Raw genomic sequence first — 17,082 nt, 5'->3', positions numbered from 1 at the left:
CTCCCTATAAATAATTAAAGATTTTTCTGAATGAAATGAAGAAAAATCCTCCTTCACTTTACTCTCTACTCCCTACTCTCTACTCTACCTTTCAGTCTCTAAGGCTTCTTCCTGTAAGATTTAAGAATACTCTTTCAAGTGAAGCTGAATTAGTTGTTACATTGTTTATTTTGCAGTGCTTATTCATCATAGTCATAATTAACTTATCCAGATTTTCTACAGTGTTTAAACATGTTATTTCAACTCTATTTTTTAATATAGTCACCTTCTTAACACCTTCAACCTCAAAGAAATCATCATCACTTAATTTCTCTGCGTTATCAGTTTCTATAACATATACCTTTTCATCCTGAATATTTTCTTTAAGCTTTTCTTTTGTTCCTTCAGCGATAATAGTTCCATGATCCATTATTATTATTCTATCTGATATTTCCTCTACTTCTTCCATGTAGTGAGTTGTATATATTATTGTTGCGCCTCCTTTTTGAAGATTTTTTATAGAATTTAAAATATGATTTCTTGACTGAGGATCTATTCCAACAGTAGGCTCATCCATTATTATTAGCTTTGGATTGTGAGCTATAGCACATGCTATATTAAGTCTTCTTTTCATACCACCCGAAAAAGTTTTTGGCTTGTCATTTTTTCTATCATATAATCCTACAAACTGGAGTGCTTCCTTTACCTTTTCCTTTAATTTTTCTCCTTTGATACCATATAAGCTTGCAAAAAATTTCACGTTTCTTTCTGCTGATATATCCTCATATATTGCTAAATCTTGTGGAACTATTCCTATATTTTTTTTAACATAAAGCGTATTTTCCTTAACATTTTGCCCATTAAACTTAATTTGTCCACCATCAGCTTTTAAAGCTGTAGCTAATATATTTATAGTTGTACTTTTCCCGGCACCATTTGGTCCAAGAAAACCCAATACTTCTCCTTTTCTTACATCAAAACTAATTCCCTTTACTGCTTTTTTGTCCTTATAGCCTTTTTCTAAGTTTTTCACTTCTATTATATTTTCCATATTTTATCTCCCTTCAATGCTTCCTTGATGCTATAGTAACAAAAAAGACAAAAAAACAAATCAACCGAAAGATTGATTCTAAAGGTTGATTTTTGAGAAATAAAAGAAGTGTGAAGTAACAATACTGAAGGAACAGTTTAAAAAGGTTCTAATAAATCTTGATAAAAAAATCCTAAAATCCTTAGAGACTTCAATCTGTTTGAGCGTTTTCTCAGCGAGTTATTGAAGCCTCTTAGAATTTTAGGATTTTTTTATATTAGATTTATAGAACCTTTTTAATACGACGAAGCATTGTTACTTCGCATTATTTTTGAATTATTCTACAGTTACTGTGCATGCTGCCATAGTTCCATCTTTACTTACTGCTATTATTACTGCTGTTCCTTTTCCTGTTGCTATTAACTTTCCATTTCCATCTACTGTAGCCACACGTGATGAATTTGTCATAAAAGTTACATCTCTATCAACTTTATTATTTAGCGTTGCTGTAAGAGTATCCATATCTCCTACCTGCAATGTTTCTGTAGTTTTATTTATTGCAAATTGTTCACCATCTGAAACATTTACCATGCATGTACCTTCTATCTTTGAACCATATGATACTGTTATCCATGCTGTTCCTCGTCCACTAGCTGTTACTTTTCCATTAGCATCCACCTTTGCTATTGATGGATTAGTTGTACTCCATTTAACTTCACTAGCAATGTTATCCGAAGTTGCCTGCACTGATAATTGATCAACATCGCCTGTATTTAGTATATCTATAATTTTATTTAATTTTATTTTGGACCCAGTTCCATCTTTTACAGTTACAACACAGCTTGCAGTCAATTCTCCGCATTTTGCAGTTAGCGTTGCTTGTCCAGCTTCATTTGCTGTTACTTCTCCATTAGGCTCTACATATACCACTGATGGATCACTTGAAATCCACTCCACAAATGGCATGCTAACATTATTTAGTGATGCCGTTAACTTATCTCCTTCTCCTACTGTTAACGAATCTGTGGTTTTATTTAATGTTAATGTTTCATTATTATTTAAACCAACTTGTCTTGCAGCCCTATATTGTACTTTTCCATTTAAATTCTTATTATTATTTTTTATACTTGCAGCATGCGCTCCTTGAAAGCATCCAACACTAACAAATAAAAATACTGCTAACGCTCCTTTTAAATTTCTTCTCATAATTTATTCTCCTCCTAGTGTATTTGCAAGGCTTACCGTGCTTTACATTAACTAGTATAGTGTTATAAATAATGGTTTTCAATAATATTATGGTTATTTTTCAACTTTATGACATAAACCTCACAAGTTATACGAAAGTACCTTTTGTAGCTATTTAATATAAACATATTTATTATTAAAGCAAGCAATATATACTAAAAGAAAGAGCCTATAAAGTTAAATTTAAACTTTATAGGCTCTTTCTTTTAGTCAGAGATTGTTTTAGCATTAAGTTCGCTTTTCATCTTACCTGCAACTTTATCAATATTTATAAAGTACATTACAACTAATGCTGCTATAGCAAGTACAATTCCTGAATACACAAATGAAATTTTAATTGAAGTTAATGCTGATTCTACCTGCACTTTAGCAGAACCATTATATTTTCCCCATGCAAGAATCCATCCAAGAATAGCAGTTCCAATGCCTCCCCCTAATTTCATTCCAAAGCTTACGCAACTGTTAATTAAACCATCCACACGTATGCCTGTTTTCCACTCACCATAATCTACAACGTCTGCAACAATTGCAAAAATTCCAACTAATATTGGAGCCATACCAGCACCTTTTACAATACTACCAGCTACAGCAAACTGAAAAGAGCTGGGATCAAGCGCCATAATAATAGAGCCTATTAGTTTGAGAAGCAAGCCAACCATCATAATTTTCCACTTACCAAACATACTTATAAGCTTAGGTAAAAATACAAATACAATTACCATAGGTCCATAAAACGATAACGTAAGCATTCCCATCAAGTTAGCATCATGAATAACATAAGTCGTGTAATAAAGCATTGAACCAGAATACACACCTAAATCTGTGTAAGTAATGACAAACATAATTGCAAGAAAGAAAAAGTACTTATTTTTCGCTAAAGAGGCAAATCCCTTTTTAAGCTCCATTTTTTCTTGTTTATCATTGTTACATCTTTCTTTTGTAAAGGCAAAGGTGATAAATAAACATATAAATGCAAGAATACCATAAATAATTGATATTTTTGTCCACCCATATTTCTCTACCAGTGGATTTGTAATCATTGACAAGGTAATAGTAAGTATTATAACAAAGAAAAATCTAATAGAACTTAAAACAGAACGTTCCTGTATATTATCTGATATTCTAGAAAGCAGTGTACAATATGACAGGTTTGCTATTGTATATATAATCGACATTAGAAAAATATACGTGATATATGCATAAATCAACTTCCCATTTTGACTAAAGCCCATTGGAACATTAAAAAGAAGTATTAAGCCAATACACATAAGCGGTGCACTAAATAAGATCCACGGTCTAGTTTTTCCCCATCTAGTATTAGTTTTATCAATAATCGCTCCCATAGTTAAATCTGTAACACCATCTAAAAGTCTTGCTATCAATATTAAAGTACCAACAGCAGCAGCTCCAAGCTTAACATTGTTAGTATAATAAATCATTAAAAACGAACTAACTAATGCATATATAAAATTACAGCCAACATCACCAGCTGAATAAGCAAGCTTTTCCTTTAGCAAAATCTTATCTTCCACAATACTTCATCCCCTCAACATATTAAAATATTTATTTAAACGTTTACATTATTATATACTTTATTTATTTTTTAACGCAGCTTCTTCTAATTTTTAATGCTGCAAAATAATATTTATAAGCTTATGGCGAGATAACTACTAATTATTACTCGCCATATAACTATCATCCCTAAACTACAGAGTAACCTTTCCCATACATAAATCAGAATTAGCACTGCTGCTGCCTACATATACTTCATATTCCATATGCTCTAGTTCCATCTTGCCAGTTTTTTCATTATACCAGCAAATTTCTTCCTTAGGGCAGCTTATTGTTACTTCTTTACTTTCTCCTGGTTTCAAGCTTACACGAGTAAAACCTCTTAATATCTTTACAGGTCTATCCACAGAAGAATTTTTAAAGCCTACATACATTTGCACTACTTCATCGCCCGCTACTTTACCTGTATTAGTAACAGTGCATTTAGCATTAACGTTATCATTATCTGCAGAAAATTCAGCTTTACTAAAATCAAAATCAGTATAAGACAATCCAAATCCGTATGGAATGCATGGCTTTATTCCTTCCTTTTCAAGCTTTGTATAACCATGATAATAGTCATACCATTGATGCGTTGTATCCCAATTTACTTGTGGAAGATCATCTTCTTTAAACGGAATTACATAAGGTAACTTTCCACTTGGATTTACATCTCCAAATATTATTTCTCCTAATGCTGTTCCACCTTCCATTCCTGGATAATAAGCCATCATTATAGCTCCAACGCTATCTTTCCAGCCTTCCATCATTATCATGTTTCCACCAACTAATACAGCTATAGAGTTAGCATTAACAGGTCCTACTTCATTTAATAATTTAATTTCCTCTACATGAAGATTTAAAGAATTCTTTCTATCTCCTCCTACTGCTCCAGTATAAGAGTTGAATTCATCTTCAGATATATATTCTCCTTCATCATCATAATTGTAGCCAACCACAAATACAACTGCATCAGCATCTTTTGCTAATTCCTTTGCATGCTCTAGATCTTCACCATTATAATATACAACATCCACTTTAGGTGCAGCATTAGCAATTCCTTGAAGCGGTGTTACTACATAAGCTGGTCTAACCTGACTAGAACCATGATCTCCAATTACCTCCTTATCCCCTAGTTTTCCTAATACAACAACTCGTTTTGCTTTATTTTTATCTAGTGGTAGTATGCTATTATCATTTTTAATTAATGTAATTCCTTCCCTTGCTGCCTTTAGTGCAAGCTTAACATGTTCTTTGCATCCAATCACACTTTCATCACATTCATTATTATAAGCATCCTTAAAAGCTAAAAGTGTACGTACAATACGAAGCGCAGCATCATCAATTCTACTTTCTTTTACTTTTCCATCTTTAACAGCTGCAACTAATTTATCTCCAAAAAACTGCGTGCAGCACATTTCCATATCCTGCCCACCATTAGCTGCTTCAACAGTATCTCTAACTCCCCATATAAAATCGCTCATAACAAATCCGTCAAAATCCCATTCTTTTTTAAGCACCTCGTTTAACAGATAATCATTATGTCCACAGTGAGTTCCTTTGTATAAATTATATGAGCTCATGACTGAAGCTGCCCCTGCATCTATGCACTTTTTAAAATGGGGAAGAAATACTTCTCTTTCAGTTCGTTTATCACATTCAACATTTACTTTAAATCTTGAAATTTCCATCTGATTAAAAGCAAAATGCTTTATACATGCTATTACGTTCTCATCTTGTACGCCTTTAACCAATGCCCTTCCCATTTCTCCTAAGTGAAAAGATTCTTCACCGTAAGTTTCTTGGCTTCTTCCCCAACCAGGATTATATGGCAAGTTAATACATACCCCTGCAAATAAATTACCTTTAAAACCATGTACCTCTTTTCCTATAGCATGACCTATCTTTTCTTCTAATTCTGTATCAAAGGTTGCACCTCTAAGCATTGTTACCGGGAAGCACGTACTTTTTCCATTTCCGCAAACTACTCCTCTTGGACCATCACAAAAAAGCATAGGCGGCAAATCAACTTTTTCTATACCTCCAGCTGGATAAGGATAATAATTATAATGTCTTCCATCAGGATCAGTAGCTAAATCTCCAAGCATATCCTTAAGACCGACACTTCCACTCATTAATGAAACCTTTTCCTCTAAAGTTAAAGAATCAACTATTTTTTTTGCTTTTTCAGTATAAGACAATCTTTCTGATTTAGTACATTTCATTTCTAACATCTCCAATACAATATTTTTCTAATAAATTAATAGACTCTTTTAAATTGAAGTGCAAATAACCCTTCACGTTTGGATTTGCACTCAAATCTGCTCCATTTTTTCGATACTCTGCAGGTGTAACTCCCAATTCCTTTTTAAAAGCTCTGTAAAATGTACTTTCGGAATAAAAGCCGCAATCATCAGATATAAAGCTAATTGATTTGTTTGAAAATTTCAGCATATACTTAGAAGCTTCTATTTTACTGCTTAGAACCAAATCCTTAGGGGACATTCCTATGTTTTTCTTAAGAAAACGATAAACAGATTTTTCACTCACCCCTAAGCGCTCATTAAGTTCCTCTAGAACCATATCCCTTTTGCAGTTTTGTTGGATAAAATCTATTATTTGCATAAGTAGCTCTGTGTGTTCAGCTTTTTTTAAATCTACAGCTCTTTGATAGACATCATATAATGCATATTCAAACAAATCTGCTATGAGCATATAAATTAAAGCTTTTATTCTGTAAGAATTAAAAATTTCTTCCTTCTGATTTTCTAATCCAATTTTGGCTGCAATTGCAACATAACTCATATATCCGTTTTTAGGCATTTTATCGTTAAGTGCGCTATTCAAGTAAAAATAATATGACTTATTATCATCCTTTAAATCTTTAAATAAGTTTTCATTTATTTGGATAAATAAGCAAAGATTTTCTTCCTTAGTACACTGCAGCTCATGTACCGCTTTTGAATTTAATAAAATAATATCTCCTATCTCCTGATCTTAGTACGGATATTTTAGGACTTGCGTTTACTACCAAGGATCCTTTTAAAACTAAAATTAATTCATAATCATAATGCCAATGAAACGTTGAATGCTCAATTGATGTTACAAACACCTTCGCTGGATATTTTTCTTCATGTTCAATTATCTCAAAAATATATGAACTCATTTTTCCCTCCATTTCATAACACACCATAATTAATCTGTAAACATTTACAACTTAATTATAATTTTATTTAAAAATATTTGTTATCATTTTTGTACAAATTTTATTTCGTTTTTAGACTAATAGAAAAATATTGTTTTTTTCATAAAATTTTTCTAAAGGTATTATAAATACCATTATAATGCATACAACCATCTTGTTAAAAGAAGGACCTAGAAGCTGCTACACTAAAAAACATCTCCATATAGTAAAATCTATTAAAATTTAACATTGACACTGTCTATACTTTTAATTATAATTAAACCAACAGTCGGTTTATTAATAGGAGGTAATTTTATGAAAATATTAATATTAGGAACAGGTGTTATCGGTACACTTTACGGACATGCACTTTCAAAACATCACGAAATAACTCACTTCGTTAGAGAAAATAAGTTTAAACTTATGAATGGTAAAACTATACCTTATGACATTATAGACGAGCGCAATGATAAAGATCATATCAACACAACAGGAGAATATACCTATAAATGCGTTACAGAAATAACTGAAGATTACGATTTAATCATGCTTCCAGTGAATACTTATCAATTGGAGGATGCGCTTAAAACCCTTGCATATAAAGCACCTGATGCCAAGTATTTAATCTTCACTTTAAATTGGAATGGAACCTCTGAAATAGATAAATACTTAAAGAAAGATCAATACATCATGGGATATGCTGGCGGCGGTGGAACCTTTAAAGGAGATTTACTTTGGGGTAATGTAGGTAATGATATAACACTTGGAACTGTATATGAAATTCAAAAACCATTATTAGATGCTACAGTGAAAGCTTTTAAAAGCTGCGGCATTGAACCTGAAATTCCATCAAATATACTTCACTGGTTATGGATACACAACGTTGGTTCAAGCCCTCTTGGTGTTGGACTTTCAAAATATAGTAGTTTAAGTGACGTTTTAAAAGATAAAAAACTAGTAAAAATGTGCTTTAAAGCTATGTGTGAAGGTTACAAAATTTGTGAAAGAAAAGGAGCCAATCTAAAAGAGTTTCCAGAAGTAAAAATGATGTCCATTCCATTTTTTATACTCTATCCAATGTTTAGACGTAACTTTGAAAAAAATCCAATAATGCAGCGTTATACCGCTCATGCCTTTAAAGCAATTGATGAAATGAAAGATAACTTTAAAAAGATGCTCCAAACTGGAAGAGAATTCAATATCAATATTACTAATATGGAAAAGCTCAGTGAACTGCTCTAATAATTGACGTTAGGTTTAATATTTAATACAATCTAAGACAGATGGTTTATACAATGGAGGGAAAAACATCATGTCTAGAACAAATATAAATTTTGATAATAAAAGAACTGAGCTAGCAAATAACATTTGGGATATATTCATCTCAAATGGTTACGAAAACACTACACTTGCATTGATAATCAAAAAATTAGGAATCTCTAAAGGCGCATTATACCATTACTTTTCTTCTAAAGAGGAATGTGCCGATGCAGCAATAGAAAATAGAGTTTCTCTTTTAATTAATGAAATTTCAAGTACGGATGACAAAAACCTAAATGCTATAGATAGATTAAAACGAATACTTTTAGCTTCTGTAAAAGCTAACAACCTTAATCAGCAAGATGAAAAAATGAATGATCCATCAAATAAAATATTTCACCAAAAATTGATGGTTGCCCTTATTAAAAGTTTTTCACCCATTTATGCAGATATAATTTCACAAGGTAATGACGAGGGAATTTTTAATGTAAAACATCCTCTTGAAACAGCTGAAATTATATTAACACTTTCAAACTTTTATTTAGATGAAGACTTATTTAAATGGAGTTCAAAAACAATGCCTATAAAGCTTGCTGCATTTAAAGAAACCCTTACAAAAATTTTAGGTACAGATGAAAAGACACTAGATTTTTTAAACGAGTTGTTTAGTTTGACATAAAGAGGATTTTATACTAATATAAGTTTATACGTTATTTAGGAGGATTTTTTATGCTTAAAAGATATGTTTTTTACATTGTAAAATAGTAAAATTTAATACTATTCTTAAAGAAAGTTTTTTGCGTAAGTTTCTTATGCTTTTATTTGTGTTACTTTCTTTAGGTTTTTACAATGTTAAGAATAATATCTGCGTTTATCCTTTTAAATTAAAATATAATTTAAGATAAAAGTTTTTTTGTGTAAATGGCGCCGTACTATTATTTGTACGGTTTTTTTATGCACTTTTATCCTTTAATTACAGGGTAGTAAATGGATTTATTCATTTACTGCCCTTTTTTATTTGTGAAAGTGAGGTGATCCTATATGCCAACTATATTTGCAAAATTAAATGAACTCAATAAATAACAGGCTTGAGAGTAAATTATAATTTTGCATACAAAATTTTTATGACCTCTTTTGCCTGCCATAAAATTCGGAGGTAAAAGAAAATGAAAAAAGCTATGATAAACTTAAATGTAATGAATATGGAGATTGAAACTGTAGAAAGGTACTGCCACAATTGTGGTAAAAAGGTCCTATTTACTGATTCTTTAAAAAGAAGACAAAACGCAAATGGAAAAAATCTTTATAACTATGCCATTTTTAAATGCAGTAATGGTCACACCTGGAACAAAATGCTCGGAATAGTGAACTCCAACGATGGAAATACAGAAAAGGAAACTCCTAAAAATGAAGAATTTCTTTGTGAAACTTCACTAGAACCTATATCTTTACAGCATTATAAAAAATTTGGCTATGAACAAATAGAACTTATTATAAATTCTATATCAAAAAAGATTAGACTTGATAAGCTTCTTTCAATGTATATCAAAGATTTAAGTAGATCACAAATACAAAAATTAATTGAAAATAAAAAGATTCTAGTTGATGATAAGATAACCAAAATTGATTTATCAGTAAAATCAAATCAAAAAATAAGCATCTTAATCAGCTATATAAATCTCTAAAAAGCTCGTGGAAACATAGAAGTTTTATAAAAGATAAATATAAAAATTATATAAAATAGATAATTGAATTAAAGTGAAGATAACAATAGCTTATCTCCACTTTCTTCGTTTACTTTAATGCAAATCTAATCTTTTATGTCAAAATCCTTCTTTTTCTTAAATTGACTTCCCCACATAATGTGGTATTATATAACTCATATCAGAAATATTTATGAAGGTGAGGGTTCAATATGAATCAAAGTAGTATCTACCTAATTATAGCTGTTGTGGCAATTATCGCAATATTGCTAATAGTTTTAAAACTCATAGGAATTGTAGTAATAAAAAGTAGTGAAATTGGAATTGTAGAAAAATGGTGGTCACCAAAAGGATCACTAAACAAACAAATTATAGCTTTAAATGGAGAAGCTGGTTTTCAGCCAGATGTACTAAGAGCTGGTATTCACTTAAAAACACCTCTTATGTACAAGATTCATCGTGCTCCACTTATAACTATTCCCCAAGGTAAGATAGGCTACGTTTTTGCTAGAGATGGAAAAGCTCTTGAGGTTTCTCAAACTCTTGGACATGTAATTCCAGAAGCAGATAACTTCCAAGATGTTAGAGGTTTTTTTAAAGGTGAGGGTCAGAAAGGACCTCAAAGAGCAATACTTAGAGAAGGTACTTATGCCTTTAACCTTGCACAATTTATAATCATAACTGAAAATGGAGTTTACTCCCTAACCACAACTAAAGTAGAAAATCAAGAAGTTCAAAACATGGCAGATAAAATAAGAAGGATTGATGGTTTTAACCCTGTAGTTATAAATGGAAAGGACGACAACATAGGCATAGTTACAGTAAATGATGGACCTGCTCTTCCAAATGAAGTTTTAATAGCTCCAATTATAGGTGATAAGGCTGGACTTGAAAATTATCATAACAACTTTCAAGACCCTGAAAAATTCCTTAAAGCTGGCGGTTTTAAAGGTAGACAGATGCAGATTTTAGCAGATGGAACTTATTTTATAAACAGGCTATTTGCCACTGTTGAATACTTACCTAAAACCATAATAAACATTGGTGAAGTTGGTGTTGTTGTATCCTACTATGGAGACAAAGGCAAGGACGTTACAGGTGATGCTTATAAGCACGGTGAATTAGTTCCTGAAGGTTCTAAAGGTATATGGGAAACCGCTTTAGCTCCTGGTAAATATGGTTTCAACACTTATGCTGGAAAAGTAGTTAAAGTTCCAACAACAAATGTAATTTTAAAGTGGATTAGTGGACAAAACGGCAATCATAAACTCGACGAAAACTTAAAAGAAATAAGTCTTATTACAAAGGATGCTTTTGAGCCAAGTCTTCCTTTAACTGTAGTAATGCATATAGATTATAAAAAAGCTTCTAGAGTAATACAAAGATTTGGCGATGTAAAGCTCCTTATAGAGCAATCTCTTGACCCTATGATAGCTGGATACTTCAAAAACATCGGACAGACAATGACTTTAGTAGAATTAATTCAAAATAGAAATGAAATTCAAAATAAAGCTTCCGCCGAAATGAAGGATAAGTTTGAAAAATACGACCTAGAATTAGAAGAAGTTCTAATTGGCACTCCTATTGCATCCAAAAATGATAATAGAATAGATACAATACTTGCACAGCTTAGAGACAGACAACTTGCAATGGAGCAAATAGCAACCTTTGATGCAGAGCAAAAAGCCGCCGAAAAAGAAATAGAATTAAACAAAGCTAAAGCTGCATCAGCAAAGCAATCAGATTTAACTGCTTCTGCTGTTGAGATTCAGATTAAAGAAAATGAAGGTAAGGCTCAACTTCTTGTTGCTAAACAGATTGCTGAAAAAACCAAAACTGAAGCTGAAGCTAATTTATACAAGCAGCAAAAAGACGCCGAAGCAAAGGCTTATACAACAAAACAAGATGCCGAGGCAAAAGCTTATGCTATTGAAAAAGAAGCTACTGCAAACTCTAAACAAATTAGTCTTCTTGGTTCTGCTGAAGCTTCAAAGATAAAATCCATTGGTGAAGCCGAGGCTGATAAGGAAGCTAAGATTGGTATTTCCAAGGCAATAGCTGCAAAAGAGCAGGTTAACGCTTATGGTGGTCCACAATATCAAGTAATTCAAGATGTTATGACAAAACTTGCAGAAGCATTAAAAGAATCTAAAATTGACATTGTTCCAAAAACCTATATTGGTGGCGGAAGTGATGGCAAAATGCCAAATGCTTTAGAAGGTATACTTGATTTACTTTTGGCTAGTATGGCTAACAGCGATAACTCAGAAAGAGAGCTTTCACCTGAGGTTGAACAAATAAAATGCAAAATCATAGAATCACTAAAATAGTAGTATAGTTTATAAAAATATAAGAGCCTAAAACCCTAATGAGCTTCAAAAAACTCAGATACTTTTTAAATTAGGATTTAGGCTCTAATATTTATTAAACTAATTTTAAACCATTTAATTATTGCTAATTTATTCTACGTTTATAACACACATTTTTCCTAGTCCACCATCATCTTCACCAATATTTGCCCATACAAAGGTTTGTCCTATTCCAACCGCTGTCATCTATATTTGCTGCAAATGCCTCTTTAATATTTTCTATGAGATTTTATAATATCACTTTACAGTTATTGTGCATAAATTCATTAAATTGCTTCCATCCTTAGTCCCAACTAGTATCATTGCCGTTCCTGGCTTAAGTGCTGTTACTTTTCCATCACTATCTACTGAAACTATAGATGGCATACTAGAAATCCATACCATAGAACTATTAGGTATATTGTTTGGAGTTACTGTCGCTACTAAATTATCTGTATCTCCTACGTTCAATAAATCTGTTGTTTTATTTAAACTTAAACTTTTTGCCTCTTCTATAGTTACAATACATGAACTCATAAGATTGCTTCCATCCATAGTTGACGCTGTTATTGTCACAATTCCTGCCTTAAGTGCCGTTAATTTTCCATTACTATCTATAGAAGCTATAGACGGATCACTAGAACTCCACGTTATGTTCTTATTAGCTGTATCATATGGAGTTACTGCTGCTGTTAGAGTATCTGTTTGTCCTACTTTTAATAAATGTAAAGCTTTATCTAAAGTTAGACCATCTGCCAGCCTCAGCATACTGCCATCAGAATCTATATCTACTGCATCAAGATTAATTTGTCCCATATCTTCATCAGTTTTACTAATAGTAACCTTATGGTCTGATTTATCCAGTCCTGTAATTTCAAAAGTCATAGTACAATCCTTGTTATTAAGTGTTTCATCTAAATTATAACTCTTATCATCAATAGTAACCTTAATATTACTAGCCGCATTTACTAAATCACTGGTTATTATTCTTAGCTTTGTTCCATTAAAATTAAACTTAGCCTCACTATTTGATGAAATACTTCTATGTAAAGTGCTGTTATAATTACCACTTAATAAATAGTTATCAGGTGCCCAATCCCCTAAGTATTTAATTAGTTTACTACAATCATCGTATCTCTTCCAGCCTATTTCAGGATCTTTAAGCACATCTCCTTTTTTAGCACTATTTTCTGTAGAACCATCTAAATTTTCAGTTCCAATTTTTCCTTCATCACCTGCATTATGATTTGATGATCCATTATTTGTTATATTATGCCTGTTAATTTGATTTAGTTTTTTCTCAATTTGCGAAAATTCATTATCTTCGATATTTGTTCTACTAGCAGCAAAAGCCTCTGAAAAGCACCCAAAAATAATAACTAAAAATGCTACTAGCGCTACTTGCAATTTTTTTTTCATTTATTTTCCTCCTGCAATCGTGCACTAATTTAGATATCCGCAAAACTTTAAATAATAACTTACATAATTAATTATTAGTCTAGTATAACAAATCCTCTTATACAAGCTTATTTAAATAGATTTTGCAACTATACCTTATAAATTTAACAACTATTTTTAATTATGCTTATGCTTTTCAAAACGCTCTCTTAAAAAGCGCTTCCTATTAGGTGTTTTTTAATTGTATTCCAAAACTAAACCAACTCCAACTTCCTCTACGCTAGTAACTCTTGAAAGTTCTATTTTAGATTTTAAATCTGTACAATGTCCTGCATGGACCTTACCTATATTATTTTCTTTTATGTATTTACAAGTTTTTGTAGTAACCTGTATCAAACAAAATATTGCAGTCATCATCTTGAATAAAATAACTTACCCCAGGCTCTCCTAAAAAATATCTATCAATAATTGTATTGTTATCTACAAGAACTGTTAATTTCAATTTTATCTCCTCATCTCTATATTTATAGATAGACAAGTTGAAATTGCAAGTTCCAAGTTTGTCCTATTAAACTGGAATTTGAAAGAAAGAGTAGGGATAAATTTGGTATTGGTAATTTCAATCTTCCAGCTTGGTTATCTATATATTATTTCATATACATACTTTCTATAAAGCGTATTCCCGTTTTTGTTTTAAAGTATTTATCTTTGATTATTTCCACCTTTTCTTTTGCTATTGAATCCTCAAAAATATTTATAATAAAATCCGCTTCAATTAATATCTGATAATCTAAACCATCTATTTGGCTGTAAGTATGATGGTGTGCTATTAAATAACAAACTCTATCTACAAAAGCTTTATCTAAATTAAACTCCTTTAAAATATCCCTTGCTACATCTGGTCCTTCTATCTCCTGATAGTTTCCAGCAGATGAATTGTATTTTCTCTCACTTTCTTTAATTCCGATATCATGAAGCACAGCTGCAACCTCAAGTATTAAAAGCTTACTCTCTCCTATATCCTCAAGCTCACCTATGGTTTTAGCAAAACTATAAACCTTCATAGCATGGTTTATACGCCTTACATCTCCATCAAAATAAAGTACCATTTTATTTACAACATCACCTACAAGCTTCAAGCTAACCACTCCCTCAATTTATTTTATTAGGCTATGCTTTAAAGTAAATATTAATTATTTAAAGCATAGCCTTTTATTAAAATTTATACTCAATATATAAAAATTAACAGCAAGGTACACCCCCTGCCGTTATAATCATAACTTTCACTTATAGTTAAGAACCGATGCGATTTTAAAGTTAGTTTATCATATGCTTATATAATTTTCAACCAGAAAAGTCTATTATTATTAATTTTAATACTTTTTTAAAATCATAATACTACAATGTATTTATTTAACATGTTTATTGTTACTCTTTCTAAGTTGGGAGCAGCATTACCTCAAAAAGTAAGAGCCGCTACTCTTCCTGTTCAATTATACTATTCTCAACGTGCTACAGATGATGATTATGGCATTGGTCATGTTGAAGGATATATTGCAGTTCAAAATCTTGCATATGACAAAAAGTTAACTGTACACTATTCTTTAGATGGAGGTAAAACATGGACTGATGGTGCTTTCGGTCAATCATATGTTTACACACATAAGCTAAACACCGGAGCATATAATAGTGAAAAATACCTTTCATTCTATGTAGCTACCAAAAATCTTACTAACTAATATTAATAACTCAACCTACGTGAAAGTTCGTTATACTGAAGATAATTGGGAAACTTATAAAGAAACAGTTATCAGTTCTCCTGTAGGATCATATTCCTCAGATGAAGCTTCTCAATGGCTTGCAAATATTAAGGTCTCAAATTCTACAAAACAAGTTCAATTTGCTGTTCTTTATGAGGTAAATGGAACAGAATACTGGGACAATAATTTTGGTTCTAATTACGTTGTAAATTATTAAAATAACATAAAAAATATCCACATCCATATTAATAAGATGTGGATATTTTTTATTTAAATAATTCTTCTCCCATTCCGGCAAAAGCCTGAAACATTATAAATGCTCTCATGTCCATTTTAACGTCCTTTTTCAAAAGTTCTTTTATCTCTTCCTTGGAAAGAAGCATTACTTCTATATCCTCATCATCCTCCAAAAATTCTTTTGATAAGCTTCCCTTACAGGTGCAAAAAACCATTGCTGCTGATTCATCCGTCATTCCTGCTGATGCATAAACCTTGCCCTTTGTCTTTTCATGATTTATGGCTATAAGTTCAAGCCCTGTCTCTTCTTTAAGTTCCCTTGCTGCTGCAGCATCAAAACTTTCGTTGCCATCTATAAGCCCTGCTGGGAGTTCATAAACATAGTCATTTAAAGGAACCCTAAACTGCCTTATGCAAACTAACTTCTTACTATCCACATGAAATGCAGCAATTATTGCAGCATCGACTTTTTCTTCTTTACCTTCAAAATATTGAGCTTTGAGGGTTTCAAAATTTTTTCTAGAAGCCAACGCCCAATGCTTTAAATCTCCTAGTTTATTGTTATATTCAATATCATAAAGACTTAAAAATTTTGATTCTGCCATAGGAGTTAACTTCTTTATTTTATTTTCCTTCATCATTTATCACACTCACTTTTCATAAAAATATCCACATTCATACTATATATTTTAGCATAAATGTGGATAACTATTTAACTATGTTAATTATTTTTTATACTATACACAAGATTTATTTTGATATTTGTTCATTTTGTTGATTTAATACTTTATCATATATCTGAAAATTATCTAAGTCGAAGGTTCCTCCACCTAATGTAAAGTCTTCACTTTGTCCATTATTTGAATTCTGTGATTTTTCCGTTCCTACTGCTACTGGATTTACTAAATCATCTACATACATTTTTACTCCATTAGCCTCAAAATTTCCTGCATAAGTAATCACTATTGTATGCCATTTTCCATCTAAGTACTTTGTTGCATTTACATTTAAATTAATTCCATCGCCAATTGAAAGGTTTAATGAACTATATTCCAAACTTAAATTGATTGCATCCCTTGATGATATTATATTATTTGTTTTTAATCCACTACCCGATGGAAATCTAACATCAAATTTCATGCTTATATTTTTAGATGGAATATCACCATCACTAATTTCTATATTGCTATTATCACCACTAAATCTTCTAAATATTCTTCCATCTTCGTTTACTACATCTGTATTAGAAGCATCTGCATAGTCCATTATGTTAGTTGATTTACTTCCTGTATCAACTAATCTACTACCACCTAATGTAACATTATCATCATCAAATGTATACTCATGAATTGGTTTTATTGGATCTTGTGCATTTGTTACTGTAACT

The 17,082-nt window shown here is 31.4% G+C and carries 18 protein-coding genes; 6 read left to right on the top strand and 12 right to left on the bottom strand.

The genetic code is table 11. The features are described 5' to 3' along the window. Positions 1-91 precede the first annotated feature (91 nt). The 6 genes from ACJDT4_RS07820 to ACJDT4_RS07795 all read right to left on the bottom strand — a co-directional run bounded on the left by ACJDT4_RS07820 (position 92) and on the right by ACJDT4_RS07795 (position 6,971). Positions 92-1,030: an ABC transporter ATP-binding protein gene (locus ACJDT4_RS07820; protein ID WP_406786989.1), complete on the bottom strand. Its 939-nt coding sequence runs from the start codon at positions 1,028-1,030 to the stop codon at positions 92-94. 315 nt (positions 1,031-1,345) lie between these two features. After that, positions 1,346-2,215 carry an Ig-like domain-containing protein gene (locus ACJDT4_RS07815; protein WP_406786988.1) on the bottom strand — a complete coding sequence of 290 codons (870 nt, stop codon included), beginning with the start codon at positions 2,213-2,215 and terminating at the stop codon, positions 1,346-1,348. A 245-nt stretch (positions 2,216-2,460) separates the two neighbouring features. Next, complete coding sequence (locus ACJDT4_RS07810; protein WP_406786987.1) at positions 2,461-3,786, bottom strand: MFS transporter; 1,326 nt, start codon at positions 3,784-3,786, stop codon at positions 2,461-2,463. Positions 3,787-3,960: 174 nt separating this feature from the next. Then, positions 3,961-6,030, bottom strand: coding sequence for a beta-glucosidase family protein (locus tag ACJDT4_RS07805; RefSeq protein ID WP_406786986.1), 2,070 nt, complete (start codon positions 6,028-6,030; stop codon positions 3,961-3,963). Then, complete coding sequence (locus ACJDT4_RS07800; RefSeq protein WP_406786985.1) at positions 6,017-6,610, bottom strand: helix-turn-helix domain-containing protein; 594 nt, start codon at positions 6,608-6,610, stop codon at positions 6,017-6,019. The genes ACJDT4_RS07805 and ACJDT4_RS07800 overlap by 14 nt, the downstream gene beginning before the upstream one ends. A gap of 142 nt (positions 6,611-6,752) precedes the next feature. Continuing rightward, positions 6,753-6,971: a hypothetical protein gene (locus tag ACJDT4_RS07795; RefSeq protein ID WP_406786984.1), complete on the bottom strand. Its 219-nt coding sequence runs from the start codon at positions 6,969-6,971 to the stop codon at positions 6,753-6,755. Positions 6,972-7,304: 333 nt separating this feature from the next. Here ACJDT4_RS07795 and ACJDT4_RS07790 point away from each other — a divergent pair, with 333 nt between their 5' ends. From ACJDT4_RS07790 to ACJDT4_RS07775, 4 genes are all read left to right on the top strand, one after another. Then, positions 7,305-8,231: a ketopantoate reductase family protein gene (locus tag ACJDT4_RS07790; protein ID WP_406786983.1), complete on the top strand. Its 927-nt coding sequence runs from the start codon at positions 7,305-7,307 to the stop codon at positions 8,229-8,231. A gap of 70 nt (positions 8,232-8,301) precedes the next feature. Then, the gene (locus ACJDT4_RS07785; RefSeq protein WP_406786982.1) at positions 8,302-8,928 is read left to right on the top strand and encodes a TetR/AcrR family transcriptional regulator; all 627 of its coding nucleotides are present in this window, start codon (positions 8,302-8,304) and stop codon (positions 8,926-8,928) included. A gap of 487 nt (positions 8,929-9,415) precedes the next feature. Further along, a complete protein-coding gene (locus ACJDT4_RS07780; RefSeq protein ID WP_406786981.1) occupies positions 9,416-9,934 on the top strand; it encodes a S4 domain-containing protein in 519 nt (172 codons plus the stop codon). 230 nt (positions 9,935-10,164) lie between these two features. Next, positions 10,165-12,282 (top strand): SPFH domain-containing protein, encoded by a 2,118-nt coding sequence (locus tag ACJDT4_RS07775; RefSeq protein ID WP_406786980.1) that lies wholly within the window; start codon positions 10,165-10,167, stop codon positions 12,280-12,282. A gap of 276 nt (positions 12,283-12,558) precedes the next feature. On the opposite strand, the gene ACJDT4_RS07770 is transcribed toward ACJDT4_RS07775, so the two are convergent. The 4 genes from ACJDT4_RS07770 to ACJDT4_RS07755 form a co-directional block, all read right to left on the bottom strand. Beyond that, positions 12,559-13,719 (bottom strand): Ig-like domain-containing protein, encoded by a 1,161-nt coding sequence (locus ACJDT4_RS07770; protein WP_406786979.1) that lies wholly within the window; start codon positions 13,717-13,719, stop codon positions 12,559-12,561. 216 nt (positions 13,720-13,935) lie between these two features. After that, a complete protein-coding gene (locus ACJDT4_RS07765) occupies positions 13,936-14,094 on the bottom strand; it encodes a hypothetical protein (RefSeq protein ID WP_406786978.1) in 159 nt (52 codons plus the stop codon). Next, on the bottom strand, positions 14,066-14,200 hold the full coding sequence (locus tag ACJDT4_RS07760; RefSeq protein WP_479723304.1) for a hypothetical protein: 135 nt from the start codon (positions 14,198-14,200) through the stop codon (positions 14,066-14,068). The genes ACJDT4_RS07765 and ACJDT4_RS07760 overlap by 29 nt, the downstream gene beginning before the upstream one ends. Before the next feature lie 145 nt (positions 14,201-14,345). Further along, positions 14,346-14,807 carry an HD domain-containing protein gene (locus tag ACJDT4_RS07755; RefSeq protein WP_406787016.1) on the bottom strand — a complete coding sequence of 154 codons (462 nt, stop codon included), beginning with the start codon at positions 14,805-14,807 and terminating at the stop codon, positions 14,346-14,348. 309 nt (positions 14,808-15,116) lie between these two features. On the opposite strand from ACJDT4_RS07755, the gene ACJDT4_RS07750 reads away from it, so the two are divergent. Together ACJDT4_RS07750 and ACJDT4_RS07745 are read left to right on the top strand one after the other, a co-directional pair. Then, positions 15,117-15,437, top strand: coding sequence for a hypothetical protein (locus ACJDT4_RS07750; protein WP_406786977.1), 321 nt, complete (start codon positions 15,117-15,119; stop codon positions 15,435-15,437). A 19-nt stretch (positions 15,438-15,456) separates the two neighbouring features. Then, positions 15,457-15,675, top strand: a complete 219-nt coding sequence (locus tag ACJDT4_RS07745) for a hypothetical protein (protein WP_406786976.1) — start codon at positions 15,457-15,459, stop codon at positions 15,673-15,675. A gap of 49 nt (positions 15,676-15,724) precedes the next feature. Here the strand turns inward: ACJDT4_RS07745 and ACJDT4_RS07740 are convergent, their stop codons facing one another. Next, entirely contained in the window at positions 15,725-16,333 is a 609-nt protein-coding gene (locus tag ACJDT4_RS07740) for an NUDIX hydrolase (protein WP_406787015.1), read from the bottom strand. Positions 16,334-16,445: 112 nt separating this feature from the next. Next, positions 16,446-17,082, bottom strand: a 637-nt coding sequence (locus tag ACJDT4_RS07735) for a LamG-like jellyroll fold domain-containing protein (protein ID WP_406786975.1), incomplete at its 5' end; no start/stop codon positions are given.

It is taken from the genome of Clostridium neuense (genome assembly GCF_045310695.1).
Taxonomy (GTDB): Bacteria; Bacillota; Clostridia; order Clostridiales; family Clostridiaceae; genus Clostridium_S; species Clostridium_S neuense.
This window is presented reverse-complemented; position numbering and strand designations above follow the sequence as displayed.